The sequence below is a fragment of the Rathayibacter sp. PhB152 genome (assembly GCF_003751395.1).
Classification (GTDB): domain Bacteria; phylum Actinomycetota; class Actinomycetes; order Actinomycetales; family Microbacteriaceae; genus Rathayibacter; species Rathayibacter festucae.
Window position 1 is genome coordinate 168,514 of the sequence record NZ_RJUT01000005.1, and the last position, 23,753, is coordinate 192,266.

A 23,753-nucleotide genomic window follows, 5' to 3' on the forward strand; every position below is an offset into this window, starting at 1 on the left:
AGGGCGATTGCCAGTCTTCGAGAGGCATGCCGGAGGGGGCATGCGATGAGGAGAACTCCGGGCCGACCAGGCGTTCGTCGACCCGGAGAACTCCGCTCGTCAGGAGCCGATCGAGTCCTGCGGACGGCCCGACTTGAGGGCGGCCAGGCGCGCCTCGACCTCGGTCATCTCGCCGAGGTCCTCGAGCGACTCGAACTGCGCGTCGAGGCTCGAGGACGCGAGCTCCTCGGCGCCGCGCACGCGGGCCTCCTCGCGGCGGATCTTCTGCTCGAAGCGGCTCACCTCGCTGGTCGGGTCCATGATGTCGATGCTCTTGATCGCGTCCTGGACCTGCGACTGCGCCTCGACGGTCTTGGAGCGGGCGATCAGCTCGTCGCGCTTGGACGAGAGCTGGTTGAGCTTCTCGCGCATCTGGTTGAGGCCCGACTTGAGCTTGTCGACGACCTCGGTCTGCGAGGCGATGGTCGGCTCGGCGTCCTTCGCCTCCTTCTCGGACTGGATCTGGCGGGTGAGGGCGACCTTGGCGAGCGCGTCGAACTTGTCGGCGTCGCCGGCGTTGCCGGAGGTGCGGAGCTCGTCGGCCTTGCGGCTCGCGGCGAGCGCCTTGCCGCCCCACTCGTCGGCGTTCTGGACGTCCTCGCGGTAGTCGTCCTCGAGCAGGCGCAGATTGCCGATGGTCTGCGCGATGGCGGCCTCGGCGTCGCGGATGCTGTCGGTGTAGTCGCGGACCATCTGATCGAGCATCTTCTGCGGGTCCTCGGCCTGATCGAGGAGCGCGTTGATGTTGGCCTTCGCGAGCTGCGCGATGCGGCCGAAGATCGACTGTTTCTGGGCCATGCTGTCTCTCCTTGGGTGAGGTGCTTGCGGGCGGGGGCCGAGCGGATGCGGGCCCGGGGTGTGTGAGAGGGGTCGTCGGATCGAGCGGGTGGTCCGGAGCGGGTCAGAAGCGTCCGCCGCCGCCGCGACGGCCGCCGCCGCCGCCACCACCGCCGAAGCCGCCGCCGGAGGAGCGACGGGAGCCGCCGCCGAAGCCGCCACCGCCCCCGAAGCCGCCGAAGCCGCCGGAGCGGTAGCCGGAGCGCCGGCCGCCGCCGCCGAGGAGCGACTCGACGAGGATGCCGCCGAGGAAGGCGCCGGTGGTGTTGCCGCCGTAGCCGCCGCCGAGGCCGGGGGCGGAGTAGGCGCTCGCGTCGGAGCGGGCGGCCTGGAGCGCCTGCTGCGCGAGGGCGGAGGCGCGCTGCGCGGAGGCGAGCGCCTCGGCCGGGTCGGTGGCCGCGATCTGCGCCGCGTACTCCGCCGAGCGCGCGGCCTCGGCGACGCGGGTGCGCGCCTGCGAGCCGACCGCCCCGCGCCGGGCGGCGATGAAGTCCTCCGCGGCGGACACCCGGCTGCGGGCGGCGCCGATCTCGGCGGCGAGAGCGGCCCGCTGGCGCTCGCGCTGTGCCTGGGCGTCGCGGTAGCCGCCGACCGCGGCGTCGATGGTGGCGTCTGCCGCCGTCAGACGCTCCAGCAGCGCGAGCGGGTTGCGCGGGCTCGCGGCGGCGTCCCGCTCCACGGCGTCGAGGGCTGCCTCCGTCGTGGCGACCGCGGACTGCACGTTCGCGACGAGGGGTGCGCTCGCGGCGTCGGCGGAGTCGCCCGCGGCGACGATCGTGCGGCCCTGGGCGACGTCGGCGCGGATCTCGGCGACCCGCCCAGCGAGGGTGCGCTCGGCCTCCTGCAGATCGGTGGAGCGGGTGGCGACGGCGTCGAGGAGGCCCGAGGCCTGCTCGGCCGACTGCTGGCCGGCGCGCAGGAGCACGGCCGCGCGGCCCGAGTTGCCGGCGGCGAGGGCCGTCTGCGCCTCGGCGACCTGGTCGTCGGTGAAGCGGAGGCGGTCCTCGGCCTGGTCGGCGTCGTCCTCCACATCGTCGATCGCCGTGGGGGCGTAGCGGGTGGAGAGGTCGGCGAGCAGGGCCCGGGTGGGGGAGAGGCGGGCCCGGACCTCCGCGGTGCGCATGGTCAGGCGGGCGGCCACCTCCGGAGCGTTCTTCTCGAGGGCGCGGAGCTCCTCGAACGCCTCCGCCTTCTCGTCGAGCACCTGCTCGGCGTCGGCGCAGAGCTGCAGGATGCGCTGGTAGCCGTCGCGGCGCTCCTGGTCGGTGTCCGGCTCCGCGTCGTCGAGCCGCTGCTGGAGGGCGAAGGCCTCGCCGAGAAGCCGCTTCGCGGTCGTGAGTGCCTCGCGGAAGGGGCCGGTCGCGTCCGAGCCGAACTGCGCCTCCGCGAAGCCGACCTCCTGCTCGCTGGTGCGCACGGCGTCATCGGCGTGCACGAGGGCGGAGCCGGCGCGGGTGGCGAGCTCGTCGATCGACGCCTCCACGGCCTCGGCGGCCTTCCGGCGGCGCGCGCGGCGGACGAGGAGCCAGACGATCACTCCGACGACGACCAGTGCTGCCAGCACGGCGAGGACGACCAGGAGACCGGAGCCGAGCGCCTGGCCCGCGCTCGGGGCGTCGAGGCGGGTGCCGATGCCCTGGGCGGCGGCGACAGCGGCGCCGGCCCAGTCGCCGTCGACGAGCTGCGGCTCGATGTCGTCGGTCTCCAGCGCGGAGACCTGGCCGGCGTCGAGGGCGAAGCCGTTGTCGACGGACACCTGGTACTGCCGGGACTCGACCGCGACGGCGAGGAGGACGTCGTTCGTGCCGAGTCCGTTGAGCTCGGCGGTCGCGTCCGACCAGCGCTCGTCGCCGGTGGTGCCGGTGAAGGTGTCGACGTAGGCGACGAAGAGCTGGACGCTGTGCTCCTGGTAGAGCTGGGCGGAGGCGGCCTCGATGTCGCTGATCTCCGCGGAGCTGAGGACTCCGGCCGAGTCGAGGACGACGGAGGAGCCGAGCGTCGCGGGCGGCTCGGCCGCGGCGCCGGCGGCAGGGACGAGCGCGAGCGCGGCGGCGGCGAGCAGGGCGAGGAGCGCTGCGATCGGCGATCGGCGGGCGCCCCGGCGGGCCACGGCCCTCGTCGGGGATGAATCGTTCGGCATCGCGCACTCCCTCGTCGTTCGCCTCCCGAGTGTAGACAGCCCGGGTGTCACCCGAGCGAGGGCTGTCCGAGAGGGGAGAGCGGAGAGGTGGGCAGTGCGCACCGGGGTCCGGAGTCTTCAGAGCCAGGCCGGTCGACGATGCGTGATCGAGTGGTCAGTCGCGGGAGTCGTCGTTCTCAGTGTCTGCAACGGCGATCAGAATCGACCTCCGCCACCACGGCGGCCGATTCCTGAGTACGAGCAGTGCCGTTTGTAGTGTCCTTCCGGCACGAGACTGTCCACATCCTTTGAAGCGCTCGACCTCGCGGACGCCTCGGTGTTCCCCTCGCCGTAGCCCTCGATGTAGCCGATCGTCTCGTTGGGCATGATGCGGACGAGCTGGCACTTCGCATTCGCCGTGTAGATGTGAGCTTCCACCGAAGTCTGGAACTCGGAGCGCTCGAGAGCGTTCATCACAGTGGGAACGGCTGCTCCACCCACGACGACCAGCGCCGCGGCGAGACAGAGAGCGGTCGATCGTTTCATTGCACGACTCCTCGTTGATCTGGTGCAGAGAACGGCGCAACCGTAGGTCGACCGGCTCGCCGAGGAGCCGTCTGGCGTGGAGTGCTGTCGCGCGACGCCCGGCCGGCCCGCGCACCGCGGGTGGGAGAACGCCGGGAGGCGGAATGCGCGAGGGCTGGGCGCCGTTGCCTCCGGGGTGCGTCCCGGGAACGGTGACGCGCCCTCCCCCCGCTCTCCGATCGAAAGGCGATCCGTGGATCCCTTCTCCCCCCTCACTGCCGGCGACCTCGAGCTGCCGAACCGTCTCGTGATGGCGCCGATGACGCGCCTGCGCGCCGACGAGCACGGCGTCCCCGGCGCCCTCATCGCCGAGCACTACGCCCAGCGCGCCTCCCTCGGCCTGATCATCAGCGAGGGCGTCTTCCCGAGCGCCGAGTCGAAGGCGTACCCGGGCCAGCCCGGCATCGTCACCGCCGAGCAGGCCGAGGGCTGGAAGGGCGTCGCCGACGCCGTGCACGCCGCCGGCGGCCGCATCGTCATGCAGGTCATGAACGGCGGGCGCGTCACCCACACCGACGTCACCGGCACCGACCGCATCGTCGCGCCGAGCGCCGTCGCGATCGACGGCGAGGTCCGCGTCCCGAGCGGCGAGAAGAAGCCGTTCCCGGTCCCGCACGCGCTGACCACCGAGGAGCTCGCCACCGTCCGCGACGAGTTCGTCGCCGGGGCCCGCCGCGCCGTCGACGCCGGCTTCGACGGCGTCGAGGTGCACGGAGCCAACGGCTACCTGCTGCACGAGTTCCTCTCGCCGGTCTCGAACGTCCGCACCGACGCCTACGGCGGAAGCCCCGCCGCCCGCGCCGCGTTCGTGGTCGAGGTCACCCGCGCGGTCGCCGAGGAGATCGGCGCCGGCCGCGTCGGCATCCGCCTCTCGCCCGCGCACAACATCCAGGACGTCGTCGAGACCGACGAGGCCGACGTGCGCGCCACCTACGAGGCGGTCGTCGACGGCCTCGCGCCGCTGGGCCTCGCCTACCTCAGCGTCCTGCACGCCGAGCCCGCCGGCGAGCTGGTCCAGGACCTGCGCACCCGCTTCGGCGGCGTCTTCGTCGCGAACAGCGGCTTCGGCAGCCCGACCTCCCGCGAGGAGGCGACCGCGCTGATCAGCGACGGCCACGCCGACGCCGTCGCGGTGGGCCGTCCGGTCATGGCCAACCCTGACCTCGTCGAGCGCTGGCAGGGCGGCCACCCCGAGAACGAGCTCGTCCAGGAGACCGTCTACGGCGGCGGCGCCGAGGGCTACACCGACTACGAGCGCCTCTCGGCGTAGTCGCCCGCACACGCAGGAAGGCCCGCTCCCTCACCGGGGGAGCGGGCCTTCTGCGTTCTGCGTCCGATCAGTCGAGGTCGAGGCCGCCCTTGAGCTCCTGCTCGACCTGCTCGACGGTCTGCGGGTCGCCGTGCTCGACGTCCGACTCGTCGGCGGCGTCGCCGCGGCGGCCCTCGCCGACGGCGCGGATCGAGGCCAGCTCGTCGGCGAGCGCCGGGTCCACGGCTCGGCCGGTGTCGCCGTCGTCGGCGCTCACGCCTCGATCTCCCCCGCGGAGACGGCCTCGGCGTACTTGCGGAGGTCCGGGCCGGGCTCGAAGTCGATGAACTGATCTTTCAGTCGTGCGTTCAGCTCGGCGAAGACGTCCTCCCAGGGCTCGCCCTTCTTGGTCTTCGCGAGGTCGAGCACCGCCTCGCGGAGGACCCTGTCCGAGTCCTCGAGGATCTTGTCGCGGGCTTCGTCGTTCCAGCGGATGTCCTGTGCGTCCATGCCTCGACCGTAGGCGGGCGGCCCGCCCCGACGCAGGGACTTGCGGACCGCGCGAGCGAGGCGTAGGCGCTGCCGATCCGTCGGGAACGGTCGTCTCGCCCGTGTGGCGAGAGCCGTTCGCGACGGATCGACGGCGCGGGTCAGGACAGGTGCGGGACGACGTCGCGCTCGAAGAGCTCGAGGCCGGAGCGGTCGTAGGCGGCGTCGGGGAAGTACGTGATCGCGTAGTCCATGCCGCGCTCGCGCATGTCGCCGAGGCGGTCGACGATCTGCGCGGGGGTGCCGACCGCGAGCGCGTCGGGGCTGCGGTACTCCGCGACGAAGGCAGCAGCCGCCTCGGCGCCGAGCGCGGGGGTGACGCGGTCCTCCAGGCGCTGCAGGCCCTTCTCGACCTCCGCCTCGGTCTCGGCGATCATCACGTTGTAGTTGGAGCTGCGGGTGATCGCCGCGTAGTCGGTGCCGAGTCGCTCGCAGTGGCCGCGGAGGACGGCGCTCTTGTGGTCGAACGCCTCCGGGGCGCCGGCGAAGTTGGTGTACTGCGCGTACTGCGCCGCGATGCGCAGCGTCACCTTCTCGCCGCCGCCGGCCACCCAGAGCGGGATCCCGCCGTCCTGCAGGGGGAGCGGGCGGTTCACCGCGCCGTCGACCTGGTAGTACCGGCCGTCGAGCGTGGAGACGCCCTCGATCCAGGCCTGGCGCATGATCTGCACGCCCTCGTCGAGGCGGCCGAGGCGCTCGGCGATCGGCGGGAAGCCGTAGCCGTAGGCGCGCCACTCGTGCTCGTACCAGCCGCCGCCGATGCCCATCTCCACCCGGCCGCCGGAGACGATGTCGACGGTGGTGGCGATCTTGGCGAGGTGCGCGGGGTTGCGGTAGCTCATGCAGGTGCACATCTGGCCGAGCCGCACCCGCGAGGTGGCGGCGGCGAACGCGGCCATCAGCGTCCAGGCCTCGTGGGTCGCCTCCTCCGTCACCACCGGGACGGTGTGGAAGTGGTCGTAGACCCACACCGACTCCCACGGGCCGGCGTCGGCGTGCTGGGCGAGGTCGCGCATGGTGCGCCACTGGTCGGCGGGATCGATGCCGACGAGGTCGTGGCGCCAGCCCTGGGGGATGAAGAGTCCGAATCGCATGCCGCCGACCCTAGGGTGGCGCGACGCCCGGGTCGAGGGGGTGGCGGCGGCCGGATACGCTTCCGACCGATGCTGACGTTCACCGAGGACCTCGCCCTCCCCGTCATCCTGCTGATGATCCTGGCCGCGTTCGCCGCGGGCTGGATCGACGCGGTGGTGGGCGGCGGCGGCCTGCTCCAACTCCCCGCCCTGCTGCTCGTGCCGGGCATCTCGCCCGTGCAGGCGCTCGCGACCAACAAGCTCGCCTCGATCTTCGGGACCACGACGAGCGCGATCACCTTCTACCGGCGGGCGAGGCCGGACCTGCGGACGGCGCTGCCGATGGCGGCGGTGGCGCTGGCCGGCAGCTACGGAGGAGCGAATCTCGCGGGGCTGCTGCCCGCCTCGGTGTTCAAGCCGATCATCGTCGTCGCGCTGATCGTCGTGGCCGTGGTGACGATCGCACGGCCCGCGATGGGCGCTGTCACCGCGCTCAAGCACGCCGGGCGCCGGCACCTGGTGACCGCGGGGGTGCTCGGGCTCGTCATCGGCTTCTACGACGGGCTGATCGGGCCGGGGACCGGGACGTTCCTGATCATCGCGCTGATCACGGCGCTGGGCTACGACTTCCTGCTCGCGAGCGCGAAGGCGAAGATCGTCAACGTCGCGACGAACCTCGGTGCGCTGCTGTACTTCGTGCCGGGCGGCCACGTGATCTGGGTGCTCGGGCTGTTCATGGGGCTCGCGAACGTGGCGGGCGCCTACCTCGGCTCGCGGATGGCGGTCGCGAAGGGCAGCCGGTTCATCCGGATCGCGTTCCTCGTGGTCGTCGGGGCGCTGATCGTGAAGCTCGGCTTCGACGTCTGGACGGAGAACCTGGCGCCGCTGCTGGGCTGATCAGGCAGGGCGCACGCAGAACATCAGCCAGGAGGGGCCGCCATCGCTGATCGCGAAGGACGGCCCCTCCTGGCTGATGTTCTGCGGTCGGATCAGCCGAACGGGATCGCTCCGACCAGGACGCCGACCGCCAGCATCACCAGCGAGACGATCACCGCGCGCCAGAGGACCTTGCGGTGGTGGTCGCCCAGGTTGACCGCGGCGAGCGAGACCAGCAGCAGGATCGCCGGCACGAGCGGGCTCTGCAGGTGGACGGGCTGGCCGGTGATCGAGGCGCGGGCCATCTCGACCGGGTCGATGCCGTACTGCGCGGCGCTCTCGGAGAGCACCGGGAGGATGCCGTAGTAGAAGGCGTCGTTCGACATGAAGAAGGTCATCGGGATGCTCAGCACGCCCGTGATCACGGCGAGGAACGGGCCGAGCGCGGGCGGGATGACGTCGACGACCCACTCGGCCATCGCGTCGACCATGCCGGTGCCGTTGAGGACGCCGATCAGCACGCCGGCCGCCAGGACCATCGAGACGACGCCGACGATGCTCGGCGCGTGCTTGACGATCTCGGACGCCTGGTCCTTCATCTTCGGGAAGTTGATCAGCAGCGCGACCGCGGAGCCGACCATGAAGACGTAGGGGAGCGGGAGGACGTCGGCGACCAGGAGGGTCATCACGGCGAGGGTCAGCACGAGGTTGACCCAGATCAGCTTCGGGCGGAGGGTCTCGCGCTCGGGGTCGAGCATGGTGTCGGCCATCGCGGTGTCCGCGTCGTCGGCCTGGACGCGGGCGGCGACGGCGACCTGGGCGCCGCGCAGCGACTCCGGGCCGCGGAGGAAGGAGAAGCGCTCGCGGGCGACGGTGCGGATGCCGCCGGTGAGGGCGGCGAGGCCGCCGGTGCGCGCTCCGGAGCGGGCCGCGCCGCCGCGCGACGAGCCGGCGCCGACGAGCTCCTGCTCGAGCATCGGCTCGGCGAGGGCGAGCGAGCCGAGGCGGCGGCGCTCGCCGAGTCCGAGGAACCAGGCGAAGACCAGCGTGACGGCGAGGCCGACGGCGAGCGAGGGCAGCATCGGCACGAAGATCTCGCTCGGCGAGACCTGCAGCGCCGCGGCGGCGCGCACCGTGGGGCCGCCCCAGGGGACGATGTTGAGCGTGCCGTTGGCGAGGCCGGCGACGCAGGTGAGGACCACGGGGTTCATCCCGAGGCGGAGGTAGATCGGCAGCATCGCGGCGGTGGTCACGATGAAGGTGGTCGAGCCGTCGCCGTCGAGCGAGACCGCGCCGGCCAGCAGGGCCGTGCCGAGGACGACCTTGGCCGGGTCGTCGCCGAGCGCGCGGACGATGAAGCGGATCAGCGGGTCGAAGAGGCCGACGTCGATCATGATGCCGAAGTACATGATCGCGAACATCAGCAGGGCGGCCGTGGGGGCGAGGCTGCCGATCGCCTCGAGCACCATGTCGCCGATGCCGAGACCGGCGCCGGCGAAGAGCCCGAAGATCGTCGGGACGACGATCAGGGCGACCATGGGCGTGAGCCGCTTGGTCATGATCAGGGCCATGAAGGCCAGGATCATCGTGAATCCGAGTACTACCAACACTGCTGACTCCTTCGTCGTCGTGCGTCCGGGATCCCGCGGCGGGCTCTCCAGGTCGTGGACACACTAGGCAGCCCACGGTGCCCGGCCCGGGTATCGCTCATTAGCGCGCGATCTGCGCATAGTGTGGGTTCTGCGCATTCTGCGCAGCCGGCCCGAGGGTTGTCCCGATCAGCCCGGCCGTCTCGACGACGAGGAGTTCGATGCGCTTCGCGACCCACGTGCTCGTGCTGCAGCTCGCGACGGTCACGGCGGCCGTCCTGGTCTGCGCGGGCCTCGTCACCGCGCTGAGCGTGCAGCAGCTGCAGGGCGAGGCGGAGGAGACGGCGCTCGCCATCGCCCGCACCGTCGCCGAGGACGCCGACGTGCGCGACGCGGTCGCCTCCTCCTCCGCCGACCCGGCCGTGCCCTCCCGGGCCGAGCTGGAGGGCGGGACGCTCGAGACCGCCGCCGAGGCGATCGAGGAGCGCACGGGCGCCCTCTTCGTGGTGATCACCGACGACCGCGGCATCCGGCTGGCCCACCCCGACCCCGAGCGGCTCGGCGAGGTGGTCTCGACGAGTGCGGAGGAGGCGCTCGCCGGCCGGGAGTCGGTGTCCTGGGGCACCGGCACGCTCGGGGAGTCCGCGCGGGCGAAGGTGCCGGTCTACGGGCCGGACGGCGCGCGCGTGGTCGGCGAGGTGAGCATCGGCTTCGCCCGCTCCAGCGTCTTCGACGACCTGCCGACCGCGCTGCTGGGCGTGCTCGCGGCGGCGCTCGCCGGCCTGGTGCTCGCGGCCGTCGCCTCCGTCTTCATCCGGCGCCGGCTGCTGCGGCTGACGCTCGGCCTCGCGCCGGAGGAGCTCACCGCGCTGGTGCAGGACCAGGCCGCGGTGCTCGACGGAGTCGACGAGGGGGTGCTCGCCCTCGACCGCGACGGACGGGTCGGCGTCTGCAACGCCCGCGCCGCGGCGATCCTCGGCTCGGAGGATCCGACCGGTCGCGCCCTGCACGGCCGCGCGCTCGCCGACCTCGGGCTGCCGCAGCCGCTCGCCGACGCGATCGCCGCGGCCCTCGCCTCGACGGAGCCCTCCCGCGGCACCGGCGAGGAGGGCTTCGTCGTGCGCTCCCGCATCGTCTACGTCGACATCCGGCGGGTCACCCGCGGCGACCGCGATCTCGGCGTCGTGGTGGTGCTGCGCGATCGGACGGCGCTCGCCGCGCTCAGTCGGCGCCTCGACGCCGTCGGCGCGATGACCAACGCGCTGCGGGTGCAGCGGCACGAGTTCGCCAACCGGCTGCACGTGGTCGCCGGGCTGCTCGACGCCGGCCGGATCGGCTCGGCGCGCGAGTACCTCGACGAGGTGCTGACCCGCGGGCCGCTGAAGTATCCGGTGCAGCACGCCGACCGGCTGCAGGAGCCGTACCTCCAGGCGCTGGTCGGCGCGAAGGGGATCGAGGCGGCCGAGCGCGGCGTGCTGCTGACGCTGGGTGAGGAGACGCTGGTGCGCGGGACGGTGATCGAGCCGGAGGACGTCGCGACGGTGGTCGGCAACCTCGTCGACAACGCCGTGCGCGCGGCGGTCGAGGGGAGCCGGGACGTCCGGTTCGTCGAGATCGAGCTGCTCGACGACGGGGACGCGCTGTTCGTGACGGTCGCGGACTCGGGAGACGGCGTCGCCGATCCGGAGTCGCTCTTCGCGCGCGGGCCGGGCGCGGTGGACGAGGACGACGACCGCGTGCACGGCCGCGGCTTCGGGCTGCCGCTCTGCCGCGAGGTCGCGGCGCGGCGCGGCGGCGAGGTCTGGCTGGCGGACGCCGGTGGCGAGTCCTCCGGGGCGGTGCTCTGCGCGCGGCTGCCGGGCGCGGTCCTGCCGCCGGAGGAGCTGCCCGACGAGTCGCCGCTCGAGGAGGAGGACCGATGACCCCGGATCAGCAGGAGCGCACCGTGCTCGTCGTCGACGACGACTTCCGGGTGGCGCAGCTGCACGCCGACCTGGTCGACACCCGGCAGGGCCTGCGGGCGCTGCCGCCGGTGCACACCGCCCGGGCGGCGCGGGCGGCGGTGCTCGAGCACGCGCCGGACCTGCTGCTGCTCGACGTGCACCTGCCGGACCAGAGCGGGATCGCGCTGCTGCGCGAGCTGGAGACGGACGCGTTCGTGGTGAGCGCCGCCTCCGACGGGGCGACGGTGCGGAAGGCCCTGCACGCGGGGGCCCTCGGCTACCTGATCAAGCCGTTCGACGCGCGGCTGCTCGGCGAGCGCCTCGACGCCTACGTGCGCTTCCGCAACGTGCTGCGCGAGGACCGGGTCGCCGACCAGGAGGCGGTGGAGCGGGCGCTGCGCATCCTGCACTCGGGCGATGCGGCGGCGACCCAGCCGTCCCGCTCGGCGACGGAGCAGCTGGTGCTGGCGCGCCTGTCCGAGTCGGCCGCGGAGCTCTCGGCGCTCGACGTCGCGGAGCGCGCCGGCATCTCCCGCGCGACCGCTCAGCGCTATCTCTCGGGCCTCGCGGGCCGCGGCCTGGTGGAGATGACCCTCAGCTACGGGACGACGGGCCGCCCGGAGCACCGGTACCGAGCGAAGTAGTCACACAACGAAGGCTGGGACGCACGACCCGGAGGATTCGTCCCCGGATCGGCGTCCCAGCCTTGTCTCTGCAGGTCAGTGTGTCGCGTCGACGTCCGCGCCCGCTGCTGCGGCTACGCGCTTGCGCTCCGCGGCCTCGGCGGCCATGCGGCGGCCCTTCGGGCTGACCAGCGAGGCGATGACCGTGACGGCCAGCACTCCGATGATCACGGTGAGTGAGAGGCCGGTGCCGATCTCGAAGACCTCGACGTGCTCGCCGCCGTTGATGAACGGCAGGTTGTTCTCGTGCAGCGCGTGCAGGATCAGCTTCACGCCGATGAAGGCGAGAATCGCGGCGAGGCCGTAGCTGAGGTAGACGAGGCGGTCGAGCAGTCCGTCGATCAGGAAGTAGAGCTGGCGCAGGCCCAGCAGCGAGAACGCCGTGGCGGTGAAGACCAGGAAGACGTCGCTGGTGAGGCCGAAGATCGCGGGGACGCTGTCGAGGGCGAACAGGATGTCCGTGCCGCCGATCGCCGCCATCACCAGGATCATCGGCGTGAGGACCTTCTTGCCGTCGATGTGGGTGTAGAACTTGTCGCCGTCGTACTGGTCGCTCGTCTTGAAGACGCGCTTGGCGAGGCGGACCATCACGTTGTCGCCGGCGTGCTCGTCGCCGGGCTTCACCAGGTTGAAGGCGGTCAGCAGCAGGATCAGGCCGAAGAGGTAGAAGATCCAGGCGAAGGAGTTGATCAGCGCGGCGCCGAGGAAGATGAAGCCGGTGCGGGCGATCAGCGCGAAGACGATGCCGAAGAGCAGCACCTTCTGCTGGTCGGCGCGCGGCACCTTGAAGCTCGCCATGATGATGAGGAAGACGAAGAGGTTGTCGACCGACAGCGCCTTCTCCGTGATGTAGCCGGCGAAGTACTCGGAGCCCGGGGTCGGTCCGCCGAAGACGAGGACGCCGACGCCGAAGAGCACGGCGATGCCGACGTAGAGGGCCGACCAGAGCGCCGACTCCTTCAGGGTCGGCTCGTGCGCCTTGCGCACGTGGAAGAAGAAGTCGAAGAGCAGGAGCAGGACGATGAAGACGATCGTCAGGGTCCAGATCAGGGGCGACACGGTCATGTGGGGGCTGGCCTCGCTCGAGATGGGGGATGGGGACGGTCGTGGGGGCTCCGCACGGCGGTAGAACGCTAGCGATCAGGCGGGCGGACGGGACCGTTGTCCGACGGATCGTGAGTATCTTCTCAGTTCTCCCGCTCGTCTTCGCGCTCAGCGGCCGGAGGGCCACACTGGTCCCATGCCCGGCACCGCGGTCGACAGGACCTTCCAGGACGCCTACGGCGTGACGATCCACTGGCGCTGGTGGTCGCACCCGCGCCCGAGGGCGATCGTGCAGATCGCGCACGGCGTCGGCGAGCACTCCGGCCGCTACGTCGAGCTCGCCGAGGCGCTGGTCGCCGCGGGCTACGCCGTCGCCGCCGACGACCACCGCGGGCACGGGCGCACCGGCCTCGAGCAGCACGGCGGCGACGTCGCCGAGCTCGGCCGGCTCGGGCCGGGCGGTCTGCGCGCGGCGGAGGAGGCGATCAACCGGCTCACCCGCGAGCTCGCCGGGGAGAACTGCGGCGTTCCGATCGTCCTGCTCGGCCACTCCTGGGGCTCGCTGATGGCGCAGCGGATCGTCGACCACCGCTCCGCCGACTACGCGGCCCTGATCCTCAGCGGCACGGCCTACCGGCTGCCCGGCTACATGAACGCGGGCGATCTGGCGCGTCGGCACCGGGTGCCCGGCGGGCTCGGGCTCGAGTGGCTCTCGCGCGACCCGGCGGTCTGGCAGCTCTTCCACGACGACCCGCTGACCTTCACCACTCCGCTCGCGAAGCGGATCGGGCTGCGCGAGACGCTCCGCCTGATCGGCCGGCCCGCCCGGCGGCCCGAGCACCCGCTGCCGCTGCTGCTGGTGGTCGGCGCCGACGACACCCTCGGCGGCGAGCGCTCGGTACGGGCACTGGCGCAGGCCTACCGGCGTCGCGCGGGCTACAGAGACGTCAGCGTGCGGGTGTACCCGGAGGCGCGGCACGAGCTGTTCCAGGAGCTCAACCGCGTCGAGGTCACGGCCGACCTGGTCGGCTGGCTCGACGACCGGTTCCCGGCCGCAGGGGAGGACGTCGCTCCTCCGGCCTAGGCTGACGTCATGCATGGCGAGTACAAGGTCCCCGGTGGAAAGCTCGTGGTCGTCGACCTCGACGTGGTCGACGGGAGGTTCGCCGGCTTCCGGCTCGCGGGCGACTTCTTCCTCGAGCCCGACACGGCGCTCGACGACATCGACCGCGCGGTGGTCGGGCTGCCGGCCGAGAGCGACGCGAAGACGATCGCCGCGGCCATTCGGCAGGCGCTGCCGGCCGACGCGGTGCTGCTCGGCTTCACGCCCGAGGCCGTCGCGGTGGCGATCCGGCGCTCGCTGCAGCAGGCGACCAGCTGGCGCGACTACGACTGGCGGATCGTGCACGCGAAGGCGGTCTCGCCGTCGATGCACCTCGCGCTCGACGAGGTGCTCACCGCCGCCGTCGGCGAGGGGCGCCGCGAGCCGACGCTGCGGATCTGGGAGTGGGACCAGCCCGCCGTGGTGATCGGCAGCTTCCAGTCGCTGCGCAACGAGGTCGACCTCGAGAACGCGGCGAAGTACGGCGTCGAGGTCGTCCGGCGCATCTCCGGCGGCGGCGCGATGTTCATGGAGGCGGGCAGCGTCGTCACCTACTCGCTCTACGTGCCCGGCGACCTGGTGCAGGGCCTCACCTTCGCCGACTCCTACGCCTTCCTCGACGAGTGGGCCGTCAGCGCGCTGCAGTCGCTCGGCATCGACGCGGTCTACCAGCCGCTCAACGACATCACCTCGCCCTCCGGCAAGATCGGCGGCGCGGCGCAGAAGCGGCTCGGCTCCGGCGCCGTCCTGCACCACGTCACCATGAGCTACGACATCGACGCCGAGAAGATGGTGCAGGTGCTGCGGATCGGGCGCGAGAAGCTCTCCGACAAGGGCATCGCCTCCGCCGTGAAGCGCGTCGACCCGCTGCGCAGCCAGACCGGGCTCAGCCGCGCCGAGATCATCGAGCGGATGAAGGCGACGTTCGTCCAGCTGCACGGCGGGACCGCGGGCGACCTGACGGCAGAGGAGTACGCGGAGGCCGAGGAGCTCGTGGCGTCGAAGTACTCGACGCAGGAGTGGCTGCGCCGGGTGCCGTGACGCGGGGCGCCCTCCGGGACGCCGGATCCGCTCCGCTCAGCTCGCGAGGAGCTCCTGGTAGTCCGGGTGCTCGGCGATGAAGTCGGCGACGAACGGGCAGAGCGGGACGACGTGCGCTTTCCGCTCGTGGGCGTCGTCCAGGGCCGCCTCGACCAGGCGGTCGCCGAGGCCCTCGTGCCGGTGCTCGGGCGCGATCTCGGTGTGCAGGAAGACCACGTCGGCCCCGCGGACCGCATAGTCGGCCAGGCCCACGTTCTCGCCGTCGACCCACAGCGTGTACTGGGACCGGTCCTCGTCGTGGCGCACCTCGGAGATCATCGCGTCACTCTACGCCGGGGCCCGCGGCGGCCCGGGCACCCGCCGCCGAGGCGTGTCGGAGGGGCCGGCGCCGTGTCGGAGGGGCCGCCGCCCCCGTGACACCATTGCGGAGTGCCCAGGACGATCCAGATCGCGGACGGCGTCCCGGCGACCCGGAGCGCGGTGATCCACGCCGAGAACCTCGAGGTCCTGCCGCTGCTCGCGGACGGGTCCTTCACCGTCGTGTACCTCGATCCGCCGTTCAACACCGGCCGGGCGCAGGTGCGGACGTCGACCACCTCCGTCCGCTCGGCGACCGGGACCATCTCGGGCTTCAAGGGCCGCAGCTATGAGCGGATCCGCGGCGACCTCCTCCGCTACGACGACCGCTTCGACGACTACTGGTCCTTCCTCGAGCCGCGCCTCGCCGAGGCCTGGCGCCTGCTCGCCGACGACGGGACCCTCTACCTGCACCTCGACTACCGCGAGGCGCACTACGCGAAGGTGCTGCTGGACGCTCTGTTCGGCCGCGAGTGCTTCCTCAACGAGATCATCTGGGCCTACGACTACGGCGCCAAGGCCACCAAGCGCTGGCCGACCAAGCACGACACGATCCTCGTCTACGTGAAGGACCCGCGCGGCTACCACTTCGACTCCGCCGCCGTCGACCGCGAGCCGTACATGGCGCCCGGCCTCGTCACCCCCGAGAAGGCCGAGCGCGGCAAGCGCCCCACCGACGTCTGGTGGCACACCATCGTCTCGCCCACCGGCCGCGAGAAGACCGGCTACCCCACCCAGAAGCCCGAGGGCGTGCTCCGTCGCATCGTCCTGGCCTCCAGTCGCGAGGGCGACGCCGTCCTCGACTTCTTCGCCGGCTCCGGCACTACCGGCGCCGTCGCCCACGCCCTCGGCCGCCGCTTCGTCCTCGTCGACGAGCACGCCGACGCCATCGCCGTGATGCGCCGCCGCTTCGCCGCCCACGACCCGGAGCCGCTCTACCTCTGAGGCCGCCCCCGCCCTCTCTCCAAAAGTTGTCGTACTCGCGCACCCGCTACGACAACTCCTGCGGACGTGATGGCCGCCTCGTCGGCGTGAGGATCCGCTCTCCAGAAGTTGTCGTAGAGGAGCGCCCAGTACGACAACTTTTGAGGAGACGTCGGGGGCGGTAGTCCTCCACAGGGACGGTCGGAGGGAGTTGTCCCTCGGTTGGAGGGAACGGAGCCACGGCGTCGGCTCGGGTGCAGCACGATCGGCGGATGACGGACATCGATCTCGGAGCGTTCACCCGCCGTGCGGCCCTGCGCGAAGGCGCGACGGACGGCGAACTGCGGTCGCCGCGACTGGCGAGCCCGTTCCACGGAGTGAGGACACGCGTCATGCCGGTGACGCACGTCGAGCGTGCTCTGGCCTATCGGCCACGGCTGCGTCCGGGGCAGTTCTTCTCGCATCTGACGGCAGCCGAGCTCTGGTCGGTGCCGCTTCCCTTCCGGCGGCCGGAGGACGATCCGATCCACGTCGCAACGTTCTCCCCGCGGCGACCGCCGCGGACTCGGGGCGTTGTCGGGCACGTCCTTCTGCCGCACAACGTCGTCGTGTCCAAGAGGTTCGAACTGCCGGTCGCCGATGCGGCGTCGACGTGGGTCTCGCTCGCGATGCTCCTTCCCGACCGCGACCTCCTGGCGGCCGCCGATCACCTCCTCCTCGTGCCTCGCTACCCGGACGAGGTCGATCCGAGTCCGTACGCGGGACTCTCCGACCTGCAGGACCGAGTGAACGGGTACCACGGGCCCGGACGACGACGGCTCGAGAGCGTGCTGCGGCTCGTCTCGACCGCGGCCGCCTCCTGCAGGGAGACGGCACTGCGATCGCTGGTTCGCGAGGCAGGACTCCCGGCCCCGGAGGTCAACGCCGAGATCACGGTCGGCGGCCGGCTCATCGCGATCGGCGACCTCGTCTTCCGCCGGTGGAAGGTGCTCGCGGAGTACGACGGCCGCCAGCACCAGACCAGCGATGCGCAGTACGCGCGCGATCGCGAGCGCTCCCTGGCGCTCCAGCTGGCGGGCTGGATCCAGGTCGTGGTGCGCGCCGACGGCCTCGAGCGGGACCGCGCGCGCACCGTCGCCGAGATCCGGGCCGCCCTGATGGCGCACGGCTGGCGGCCATGAGCTCGCCGAGGTCGCTCCGTGCTCGACCACGCCAACCGGTCCTCAGAAGTTGTCGTACTCGAGGGTCGAGCACGACAATTCTCGGAGTGTGGGCGCGGTCAGGAGCTCGCGCGGACGATCAGCTCGGTGGGCATCAGGGTGCGGTGCTCGACGTCGGCGCCTTCGATGCGGGCGGTCAGCAGCTCGGCCATGCGGGCGCCGAGCTCGACCGGGACCTGGCGGACGGTGCTGAGGGCGGGCACCGCGGAGCGGGCGAAGATGTCGTCGTCGAAGCCCACGACGGCGACGTCCTCGGGGACGCGGCGTCCGGCCTCGCGCAGCGCGGCGTAGGCGCCGACGGCCATCTGGTCGTTGGCGGCGAAGAGCCCGTCGATGGCGGGGTCGCGCTCGAGGAGGCGGCGCATCGCCTCCGTGCCGCTCTCGGGCGAGAAGTCGCCCCACTCGACGAGCGAGTCGTCGAGCCCCGCGTCCGTGAGGGCGCTGCGCCAGCCGATCAGGCGGTCGACGCCCGGCGGCATGTCGGCAGGGCCGGCGATGGTCGCGATGCGGCGGCGGCCGCCCGCGATCAGGTGCGCGGTCGCGACGGCGGCCCCGTCGGCGTTGTCGACGTCGACGAAGTAGGAGTCGCGCTCGTCCGGCGAGAGCGGCCGGCCGCCGAAGACGATCGGCAGCGAGTTCGAGAGCGCGGCGTAAGAGTGATCGCCGGAGTGGTGCGAGACGACCAGGGCGCCGTCGACGTTGCCGCCGAGGAGGTAGCGCCGGGTCTTCTCGCCGCTGGTCTCCGAGGCGATCAGCATCGAGAGCGTGTAGTCGGTGTCGGCGAGGCGCATCGCGGCGCCCTGCACGATCGCGGCGAAGAACGGGTCGGCGAAGACGCGCGCGGTCGACTCCGGCACGATCAGCGCGATCGACTGGGTGCGGCGGGAGGCGAGCATCCGCGCGGCCCGGTTGGGCACGTAGTCGAGCTCGGCGATGGCCTTCTGCACGGCGGCGACGATCTCGGCGGCGACCTGCGGCGCGTTGTTGACGACCCGGGAGACCGTGGCGCGCGAGACCCCGGCCCGCGCGGCGACGGCCTCGAGCGTCGGCGAGCGCCCGCCTCCCCTGATCCCCTCGGACACGGTCTAGTCCAGCGCCTCGGCCGCGGTGCCGCCGAGGAGCCGCGAGTAGACGAGTCCCGAGTCCTTGATCAGCCGCTCCTGGCTGGAGTAGTCGACGCGGACGATGCCGAAGCGCTTCTCGTAGCCCCAGGCCCACTCGTAGTTGTCGAGCAGCGACCAGACGAAGTAGCCGCGGACGTCGGCGCCCTGATCGATCGCGTCGGCGACCTTCTCGACGTGGTCGAGCACGTACTGCGTGCGGTCGACGTCGTGCACGCGGCCGTCCTCGACGACGTCGTCGTACGCGGCGCCGTTCTCGGTGACGTAGAGCGGCGGGAGGTTCTCGTACTCCAGGCCCAGCCGGGTGAGCAGGTAGCGCAGCCCGTCGGGGTGCACCTCCCAGTCCATCGCGGTCCGGGGGAGGCCGCGCGAGGGGAAGGTGATCGACTCCGAGCCGACCCACGGCGAGCCGACCTCGCGCTCGGTGGCCTGGGCGAAGTCCTCCGCGCCGGCCGGCAGCGGGTGCCCGGAGACGTTGTCGTCGTGGTAGTGGTTCACGCCGAGGAAGTCGAGCGGCTGCGCGATCGTCGCGAGGTCGCCGTCCTGGATCAGCTCGTCCAGGCCCAGGCCCGCGACGTCCTCGAGCAGGTCCTCGGGGTATTCGCCGAGCAGCAGCGGGTCGAGGAAGATGCGGTTCTGCAGCGCGTCGAAGCGGCGGGCGGCGTCGAGGTCGACCTCGTCCTCCGGGTCGTCGGGGACGGCGTTGGAGAGGTTGAGCGTGATGCCGAGGTTCTGCGCGCCGAGCTCGCGCAGGGCCGAGACGGCGAGTCCGTGCGCGAGGTGGGTGTGGTGCACGGCGGCGAGAGCGGCCTGCTGCGAGATCACACCCGGCGCGTGGATCCCGGCGCCGTAGGAGAGCAGGGTCGAGCAGAACGGCTCGTTGAAGGTGGTCCAGTGCGCCACCCGGTCGCCGAGGCGTGCGTGCACGGCCTCCGCGTAGTCCCGGAAGCGCTCGGCGGTGTCGCGGTTCGTCCAGCCGCCCGTCTCCTCGAGGGCCTGCGGGAGGTCCCAGTGGTAGAGGGTCAGCCAGGGCAGGACGCCGGCGCCGAGCAGCTCGTCGACGAGGCGGGAGTAGAAGTCGAGCCCCTCGTCGTTGACGGCGCGGTCGCCGGGCTTCACCCGCGACCAGCTGACCGAGAAGCGGTAGGAGGCCAGGCCGAGGCGCTTCATCAGCTGCACGTCGGCCGGCATCCGGTGGTAGTGGTCGACGGCGACCTCGGGGGTGTCGCCGTTCGCGACGGCACCGGGGACGCGGGAGAAGGCGTCCCAGATGCTGTCCTCCTTGCCGCCCTCGTGGCCGGCGCCCTCGATCTGCGCGGCGGCGGTGGCGGAGCCCCAGAGGAATCCGGCGGGCCAGTCGCGTGCGGCGAGGCGCTCGGCCAGGGCGATCTGGGCCGGCAGGGTCGGCGAGGCGGGGGAGGGGGGAACGGTCACTGCGGACTCCTTCGGCGGCTGTCCCGTCATCCTACGACCATCCCGGTGGAGCGCTCTCTCGCCGCGCTGGCGGGGCGGGCGGTGGGCCGGGCGGCACGGCGGGTGGGGGCACGGCTCCGGGAACGCCGACGGCCCGGCACGCCGAGGCGTCCGGGCCGTCGAGGGTCGCGGGGAGTCGACCGGGCGCAGCGCTCAGCCGCGCCGGTCGCCGTCCTCCGAGCGCCGGGGCGCCGTGGCGACGGAGTCCGTCCGCACGTCGGGCTCGATGCTCCCGGCGGCGAGATCGGCACCGGCGCGGGCGGCCATCTGCGGGTCGGTGCGGCGCAGCTCGGCCGCGGCGTCCTCGTTCGCGAGGTCGTGCGCCTCCTGCATGGCCGACTTCGCCCGCAGCGGCGGGGTCTTCAGGAACCAGGAGAGCACGAAGGCGAGCAGCACCACGCCGAGAGCGACCTGGAAGACCGTGACCGTCGCGTCGTTGAAGCCGGTGAGGAACGGCGCCGAGAGCGCGTCGTTCGCCGTGTTCAGGAACGAGGTGTCGCCGTCGAGCGCCGAGCCGATCGCGGCGGTGTCCTGCGACTGCAGCAGCTTCAGGATGCCGGCGTTGGCCGGGTCGGCCGCGATGGTCGGGTCCGAGGCGGCGGCCTGCAGGTTCGCAGCGATCGTCGGGTTCTTGAACGCGGCGGCGATCGTCTCCGGGATGCGGCTGAACAGCACCGAGAAGATGACCGCGGTGCCCAGCGTGCCGCCGATCTGGCGGAAGAACGTCGAGGCGCTGGTCGCGACGCCCATGTTCGCGGTGTCGACCGAGTTCTGCGAGGCGAGGGTCAGCGTCTGCATCATCTGGCCCAGGCCGAGGCCGAGCAGCAGCATGCCGCCCATCACGAAGATCACCGGCTTGTCGATCGAGACGAACGACAGGTAGAAGAACGCCGCCGACATCAGGAAGGTGCCGAGGATGGGGAAGGCGCGGTAGCGGCCGGTGCGCGAGATGATCTGGCCCGAGACGATCGAGGCGATCATCAGGCCGAGGATCATCGGCAGCATCAGGAAGCCGGACTCGGTCGGCGTCGCGCCGTTGACGAGCTGCAGGTAGAGCGGGAGCGCCATCATGCCGCCGAACATGCCGAAGCCGACGAGGACGCCCAGGACGGTCGCCATCGAGAAGGTCGGCGAGCGGAAGAGCTTGAGCGGGATGAGCGCGTCGTCGCCCATCATCCGCTCCGCGGCGATGAAGCCGACGATGCCGAGCACGCCGACGACGTAGCAGACCCAGGCGATCGGCGATCCCCAGCCCCACTCGCGGCCCTGCTCGGCGACCAGCAGGAGCGGGACGGCGGCGACGATGACGAGCGCGGCGCCCCACCAGTCGATCCGGACGGAGCGGCGGGCGGCGGGCTTGGGCAGGTGCAGGAATCGCACCACGATGAAGAGCGCGACGGCGCCGATCGGCAGGTTGATCAGGAAGACCCAGCGCCAGCCGGTGATGAAGAGGATCTCGGGGGTGCCGGCGAGGAGCCCGCCGATCAGCGGACCGACGACGCTCGAGATGCCGAAGACGGCGAGGAAGTAGCCCTGGTACTTGGCGCGCTCGCGCGGCGGGAGGATGTCGCCCATCACCGTGAGGGCCAGCGACATCAGTCCGCCGGCGCCGAGGCCCTGCACCGCGCGGAAGCCGGCGAGGCCGAGCATCGAGGTCGCGAAGCCGGCCAGGAGCGAGCCGATCAGGAACAGGACGATCGCGATCAGGTAGAGCGGGCGGCGGCCGAAGATGTCGGAGAGCTTGCCGTAGATCGGCGTCGCGATCGTCGAGACGATCAGGTACGCGGTGGTGACCCAGGCCTGCTGCGAGAGGCCGTCGAGGTCGTCGGCGATGGTGCGCATCGAGGTGCCGACGATGGTCTGGTCGAGCGAGGACAGGAACATCCCCGCCATCAGGCCGAAGATCACGAAGAGGATCTGGCGGTGCGTCATGATCGCGCCCGACGGGGTGGCGGCGGTCGCGGGCGGGCGGGCGGAATCGGTCACGGGGGTCCCCTTGTCTGGCGGACGCCGCCAGGGCACGGCGGACCGCCGCAAACGTTGCGTGCTGCGCAAAGTTACACCGCGTGCGAGCTCACCGGCACTGCTTCCGGCGAGCCTGTGGAGGATCTCAGAGGGCGCCGCCCGATCCGGGGACCGAGTCCGTCGCTCAGGGTCCGGGAGCGCCCCCGATGAAGGGCTCGAAGCGCCGGCGATCGAGGGCGCCGATCGCCGCCGATCAGCTGTGCGCCGGGATCCCCGCCTCGGCCCAGCCGGCCTCGCGGAGCGCCGCCCGCGCCTCGGCCCGCGCCGAGTACGGCGTCCGCACGCCCTCGATGTCGCGGTAGTTCTGGTGCCCGGGTCCCGCCCAGAGGATCGAGTCGCCCTCGTGCGCCAGCGACACTGCGACGCGGATCGCGCGCTTGGGGTCGTCGACCTCGTGGATCTCGCCGTCGGGACGCGCCGCGCGAGCCGCCGCCAGCAGCGTGGCGCGGATCGACGCCGGGTCCTCGAAGCGCGGGTGGTGGTCGGTGATCACCAGCACGTCGCTGCCCGACACGGCCGCCTCGGCCATCGCCGGCCGCTTGAGGGCGTCGCGGTCGCCGTCGGCGCCGAAGACCATGATCACGCGGCCGGGGGTGACCTCGCGGACCGCCTCGAGCGTGCGGGCGAAGGCGTCGGCGCTGTGACCGAAGTCGACGTAGACGGTCGGGCCGCGCTCGCCCGAGACGCGCTCGGTGCGGCCGGGGAGCGAGACGTCGAGGCCGCCGTCGCGGTGCAGGGCGGCGCGGATCTCGCCGATCGGCCGGCCCGCCTCGATCAGCATCACGATCGCCAGGGCGGCGTTGGCCGCCATGTGCGAGCCGATGATCGGGACGGAGGTGGTGATCGCCCGGTTCTCCCGGTTCTCGACGCGGAAGTGGGTGCGGCCGAACTCCTGCTCGAGGATGCTCACCCGCCAGTCGGCGTCGACGTCGGGGAGCGAGGTGATCGTGGTGACGGGCACGCCCGCCTCCGCCACGATCCGATGCCCGGCGGGCGAGTCGAGCGAGACGACTGCGCGGCGGGAGCGGTCGGGCTGGAACAGCTGCACCTTCTGGGCGAAGTAGGTGTCCATGTCGCCGTAGTCGTCGAGGTGGTCGTGGCTGAGGTTCGTGAACGCCGCGACGTCGAAGACGACGCCGTCGACGCGGTGCCGGGTGAGGGCCTGCGCGCTGACCTCGATCGCCGCGGCGCCGACGCCCTCCTCCTGCATGCGCGCGACGAGGGCGTGCAGCTCGGTGGCCTCGGGAGTGGTCAGCCCGCTCGTCACCGAGGTGTCGCCGATGTGGCGCTCGGCCGTGGAGCTCAGGCCCGGCACGACACCGAGCTGGCGGAGCATCCCCTCGAGCATGTGCACCGTCGAGGTCTTGCCGTTGGTGCCGGTCACGCCGAGGAGCAGGGGCGCGCGCTCGGTGGTCGCGTAGACGACGGCCGCGACGGCGCCGAGGCGGGCGCGCGGGTCGTCGACGACCAGCACGGGCAGACCGGTGGCGCGCGAGGCGGACTCGCCGGCGGGATCGGTGAGGACGCCGACGGCGCCGCGCTCGGCGGCCTCCGCGACGAAGTCGGAGCCGTGGCGGTGGACGCCGGCGAGAGCGACGAAGAGGTCACCCGGCTCGACGTCGGAGGCGGTGAGCGTGATCCCGGTCACCTCGACAAGCGGGACGTCGCCGTCGGGCAGCTCGATCGCGCGGGCGAGGGCGGGGAGGGGGACTGCTCGGACGTGCAGGGGGCGCAGCATGGGGTCCTCTCGTCATCGGGACCGGTGGGCGGCTCATCCGAGGGGGCGGATGCGCGCGGTCGCCGAGGCTGTCACTCAAGCTAGGGGGTCTGCTTATGTGAATCCTTTGAGGATATTCGACACCCTCGTGGAGGAGCAGTGCTGAACGGATACACCCCTCAGTGCT

The 23,753-nt window shown here is 72.2% G+C and carries 21 protein-coding genes; 8 read left to right on the forward strand and 13 right to left on the reverse strand.

Going from position 1 to position 23,753, the window contains the following annotated elements; all coding sequences use genetic code 11:
- Positions 1-99: 99 nt before the first annotated feature.
- The 3 genes from EDF36_RS13710 to EDF36_RS13720 all read right to left on the reverse strand — a co-directional run bounded on the left by EDF36_RS13710 (position 100) and on the right by EDF36_RS13720 (position 3,541).
- Complete coding sequence (locus EDF36_RS13710; protein WP_123444961.1) at positions 100-837, reverse strand: PspA/IM30 family protein; 738 nt, start codon at positions 835-837, stop codon at positions 100-102.
- Between the two features lie 103 nt (positions 838-940).
- Positions 941-3,016 carry a TPM domain-containing protein gene (locus tag EDF36_RS13715; RefSeq protein WP_123733458.1) on the reverse strand — a complete coding sequence of 692 codons (2,076 nt, stop codon included), beginning with the start codon at positions 3,014-3,016 and terminating at the stop codon, positions 941-943.
- A 195-nt stretch (positions 3,017-3,211) separates the two neighbouring features.
- A complete protein-coding gene (locus EDF36_RS13720) occupies positions 3,212-3,541 on the reverse strand; it encodes a hypothetical protein (RefSeq protein ID WP_132434709.1) in 330 nt (109 codons plus the stop codon).
- A 232-nt stretch (positions 3,542-3,773) separates the two neighbouring features.
- Here EDF36_RS13720 and EDF36_RS13725 point away from each other — a divergent pair, with 232 nt between their 5' ends.
- The gene (locus EDF36_RS13725) at positions 3,774-4,850 is read left to right on the forward strand and encodes an alkene reductase (RefSeq protein ID WP_123733460.1); all 1,077 of its coding nucleotides are present in this window, start codon (positions 3,774-3,776) and stop codon (positions 4,848-4,850) included.
- A gap of 67 nt (positions 4,851-4,917) precedes the next feature.
- Here EDF36_RS13725 and EDF36_RS13730 read toward each other — a convergent pair whose 3' ends face one another.
- From EDF36_RS13730 to EDF36_RS13740, 3 genes are all read right to left on the reverse strand, one after another.
- Positions 4,918-5,106, reverse strand: coding sequence for a hypothetical protein (locus EDF36_RS13730; RefSeq protein WP_123444966.1), 189 nt, complete (start codon positions 5,104-5,106; stop codon positions 4,918-4,920).
- Positions 5,103-5,339: a hypothetical protein gene (locus EDF36_RS13735; protein WP_123733461.1), complete on the reverse strand. Its 237-nt coding sequence runs from the start codon at positions 5,337-5,339 to the stop codon at positions 5,103-5,105. The genes EDF36_RS13730 and EDF36_RS13735 overlap by 4 nt, the downstream gene beginning before the upstream one ends.
- 140 nt (positions 5,340-5,479) lie before the next feature.
- A complete protein-coding gene (locus tag EDF36_RS13740) occupies positions 5,480-6,472 on the reverse strand; it encodes an LLM class F420-dependent oxidoreductase (protein WP_123733462.1) in 993 nt (330 codons plus the stop codon).
- A 69-nt stretch (positions 6,473-6,541) separates the two neighbouring features.
- Here EDF36_RS13740 and EDF36_RS13745 point away from each other — a divergent pair, with 69 nt between their 5' ends.
- Positions 6,542-7,348 (forward strand): TSUP family transporter, encoded by an 807-nt coding sequence (locus EDF36_RS13745; protein ID WP_123444970.1) that lies wholly within the window; start codon positions 6,542-6,544, stop codon positions 7,346-7,348.
- A 92-nt stretch (positions 7,349-7,440) separates the two neighbouring features.
- Here the strand turns inward: EDF36_RS13745 and EDF36_RS13750 are convergent, their stop codons facing one another.
- Entirely contained in the window at positions 7,441-8,913 is a 1,473-nt protein-coding gene (locus tag EDF36_RS13750) for a CitMHS family transporter (protein WP_123701975.1), read from the reverse strand.
- Between the two features lie 224 nt (positions 8,914-9,137).
- Between EDF36_RS13750 and EDF36_RS13755 the strand changes: the two genes are divergently transcribed.
- Positions 9,138-10,838, forward strand: a complete 1,701-nt coding sequence (locus EDF36_RS13755; RefSeq protein WP_123701977.1) for a sensor histidine kinase — start codon at positions 9,138-9,140, stop codon at positions 10,836-10,838.
- A complete protein-coding gene (locus EDF36_RS13760; protein ID WP_123701979.1) occupies positions 10,835-11,503 on the forward strand; it encodes a response regulator in 669 nt (222 codons plus the stop codon). The genes EDF36_RS13755 and EDF36_RS13760 overlap by 4 nt, the downstream gene beginning before the upstream one ends.
- A gap of 75 nt (positions 11,504-11,578) precedes the next feature.
- On the opposite strand, the gene EDF36_RS13765 is transcribed toward EDF36_RS13760, so the two are convergent.
- On the reverse strand, positions 11,579-12,607 hold the full coding sequence (locus tag EDF36_RS13765; RefSeq protein ID WP_123701981.1) for a TerC family protein: 1,029 nt from the start codon (positions 12,605-12,607) through the stop codon (positions 11,579-11,581).
- Positions 12,608-12,782: 175 nt separating this feature from the next.
- Between EDF36_RS13765 and EDF36_RS13770 the strand changes: the two genes are divergently transcribed.
- On the forward strand, positions 12,783-13,670 hold the full coding sequence (locus EDF36_RS13770; RefSeq protein ID WP_123444975.1) for an alpha/beta fold hydrolase: 888 nt from the start codon (positions 12,783-12,785) through the stop codon (positions 13,668-13,670).
- A 9-nt stretch (positions 13,671-13,679) separates the two neighbouring features.
- Positions 13,680-14,729 (forward strand): biotin/lipoate A/B protein ligase family protein, encoded by a 1,050-nt coding sequence (locus tag EDF36_RS13775; RefSeq protein ID WP_123733463.1) that lies wholly within the window; start codon positions 13,680-13,682, stop codon positions 14,727-14,729.
- Between the two features lie 36 nt (positions 14,730-14,765).
- Here the strand turns inward: EDF36_RS13775 and EDF36_RS13780 are convergent, their stop codons facing one another.
- Positions 14,766-15,047, reverse strand: a complete 282-nt coding sequence (locus EDF36_RS13780) for a GNAT family N-acetyltransferase (RefSeq protein WP_123733464.1) — start codon at positions 15,045-15,047, stop codon at positions 14,766-14,768.
- 111 nt (positions 15,048-15,158) lie between these two features.
- Between EDF36_RS13780 and EDF36_RS13785 the strand changes: the two genes are divergently transcribed.
- Together EDF36_RS13785 and EDF36_RS21305 are read left to right on the forward strand one after the other, a co-directional pair.
- Positions 15,159-16,031 (forward strand): site-specific DNA-methyltransferase, encoded by an 873-nt coding sequence (locus tag EDF36_RS13785; RefSeq protein ID WP_123733465.1) that lies wholly within the window; start codon positions 15,159-15,161, stop codon positions 16,029-16,031.
- A gap of 587 nt (positions 16,032-16,618) precedes the next feature.
- Complete coding sequence (locus tag EDF36_RS21305; protein ID WP_185020483.1) at positions 16,619-17,191, forward strand: endonuclease domain-containing protein; 573 nt, start codon at positions 16,619-16,621, stop codon at positions 17,189-17,191.
- A gap of 98 nt (positions 17,192-17,289) precedes the next feature.
- Here the strand turns inward: EDF36_RS21305 and EDF36_RS13795 are convergent, their stop codons facing one another.
- From EDF36_RS13795 to EDF36_RS13810, 4 genes are all read right to left on the reverse strand, one after another.
- Positions 17,290-18,312, reverse strand: coding sequence for a LacI family DNA-binding transcriptional regulator (locus EDF36_RS13795; protein WP_123701991.1), 1,023 nt, complete (start codon positions 18,310-18,312; stop codon positions 17,290-17,292).
- Positions 18,313-18,315: 3 nt separating this feature from the next.
- On the reverse strand, positions 18,316-19,815 hold the full coding sequence (locus EDF36_RS13800) for a GH1 family beta-glucosidase (protein WP_123733467.1): 1,500 nt from the start codon (positions 19,813-19,815) through the stop codon (positions 18,316-18,318).
- A gap of 162 nt (positions 19,816-19,977) precedes the next feature.
- On the reverse strand, positions 19,978-21,756 hold the full coding sequence (locus EDF36_RS13805; protein WP_123733549.1) for an MDR family MFS transporter: 1,779 nt from the start codon (positions 21,754-21,756) through the stop codon (positions 19,978-19,980).
- 286 nt (positions 21,757-22,042) lie between these two features.
- Complete coding sequence (locus EDF36_RS13810) at positions 22,043-23,587, reverse strand: Mur ligase family protein (protein WP_123733468.1); 1,545 nt, start codon at positions 23,585-23,587, stop codon at positions 22,043-22,045.
- Positions 23,588-23,753: the final 166 nt, after the last annotated feature.

Bases quoted from the DNA above. Each gene is read 5' to 3' on its own strand.
- EDF36_RS13710 (WP_123444961.1), bottom strand. From the start codon at position 837: ATGGCCCAGAAACAGTCGATCTTCGGCCGCATCGCGCAGCTCGCGAAG.
- EDF36_RS13715 (WP_123733458.1), bottom strand. From the start codon at position 3,016: ATGCCGAACGATTCATCCCCGACGAGGGCCGTGGCCCGCCGGGGCGCC.
- EDF36_RS13720 (WP_132434709.1), bottom strand. From the start codon at position 3,541: ATGAAACGATCGACCGCTCTCTGTCTCGCCGCGGCGCTGGTCGTCGTG.
- EDF36_RS13735 (WP_123733461.1), bottom strand. From the start codon at position 5,339: ATGGACGCACAGGACATCCGCTGGAACGACGAAGCCCGCGACAAGATC.
- EDF36_RS13740 (WP_123733462.1), bottom strand. From the start codon at position 6,472: ATGCGATTCGGACTCTTCATCCCCCAGGGCTGGCGCCACGACCTCGTC.
- EDF36_RS13745 (WP_123444970.1), top strand. From the start codon at position 6,542: ATGCTGACGTTCACCGAGGACCTCGCCCTCCCCGTCATCCTGCTGATG.
- EDF36_RS13750 (WP_123701975.1), bottom strand. From the start codon at position 8,913: ATGATCCTGGCCTTCATGGCCCTGATCATGACCAAGCGGCTCACGCCC.
- EDF36_RS13755 (WP_123701977.1), top strand. From the start codon at position 9,138: ATGCGCTTCGCGACCCACGTGCTCGTGCTGCAGCTCGCGACGGTCACG.
- EDF36_RS13760 (WP_123701979.1), top strand. From the start codon at position 10,835: ATGACCCCGGATCAGCAGGAGCGCACCGTGCTCGTCGTCGACGACGAC.
- EDF36_RS13765 (WP_123701981.1), bottom strand. From the start codon at position 12,607: ATGACCGTGTCGCCCCTGATCTGGACCCTGACGATCGTCTTCATCGTC.
- EDF36_RS13770 (WP_123444975.1), top strand. From the start codon at position 12,783: ATGCCCGGCACCGCGGTCGACAGGACCTTCCAGGACGCCTACGGCGTG.
- EDF36_RS13775 (WP_123733463.1), top strand. From the start codon at position 13,680: ATGCATGGCGAGTACAAGGTCCCCGGTGGAAAGCTCGTGGTCGTCGAC.
- EDF36_RS13780 (WP_123733464.1), bottom strand. From the start codon at position 15,047: ATGATCTCCGAGGTGCGCCACGACGAGGACCGGTCCCAGTACACGCTG.
- EDF36_RS13800 (WP_123733467.1), bottom strand. From the start codon at position 19,815: ATGACGGGACAGCCGCCGAAGGAGTCCGCAGTGACCGTTCCCCCCTCC.
- EDF36_RS13805 (WP_123733549.1), bottom strand. From the start codon at position 21,756: ATGACGCACCGCCAGATCCTCTTCGTGATCTTCGGCCTGATGGCGGGG.
- EDF36_RS13810 (WP_123733468.1), bottom strand. From the start codon at position 23,587: ATGCTGCGCCCCCTGCACGTCCGAGCAGTCCCCCTCCCCGCCCTCGCC.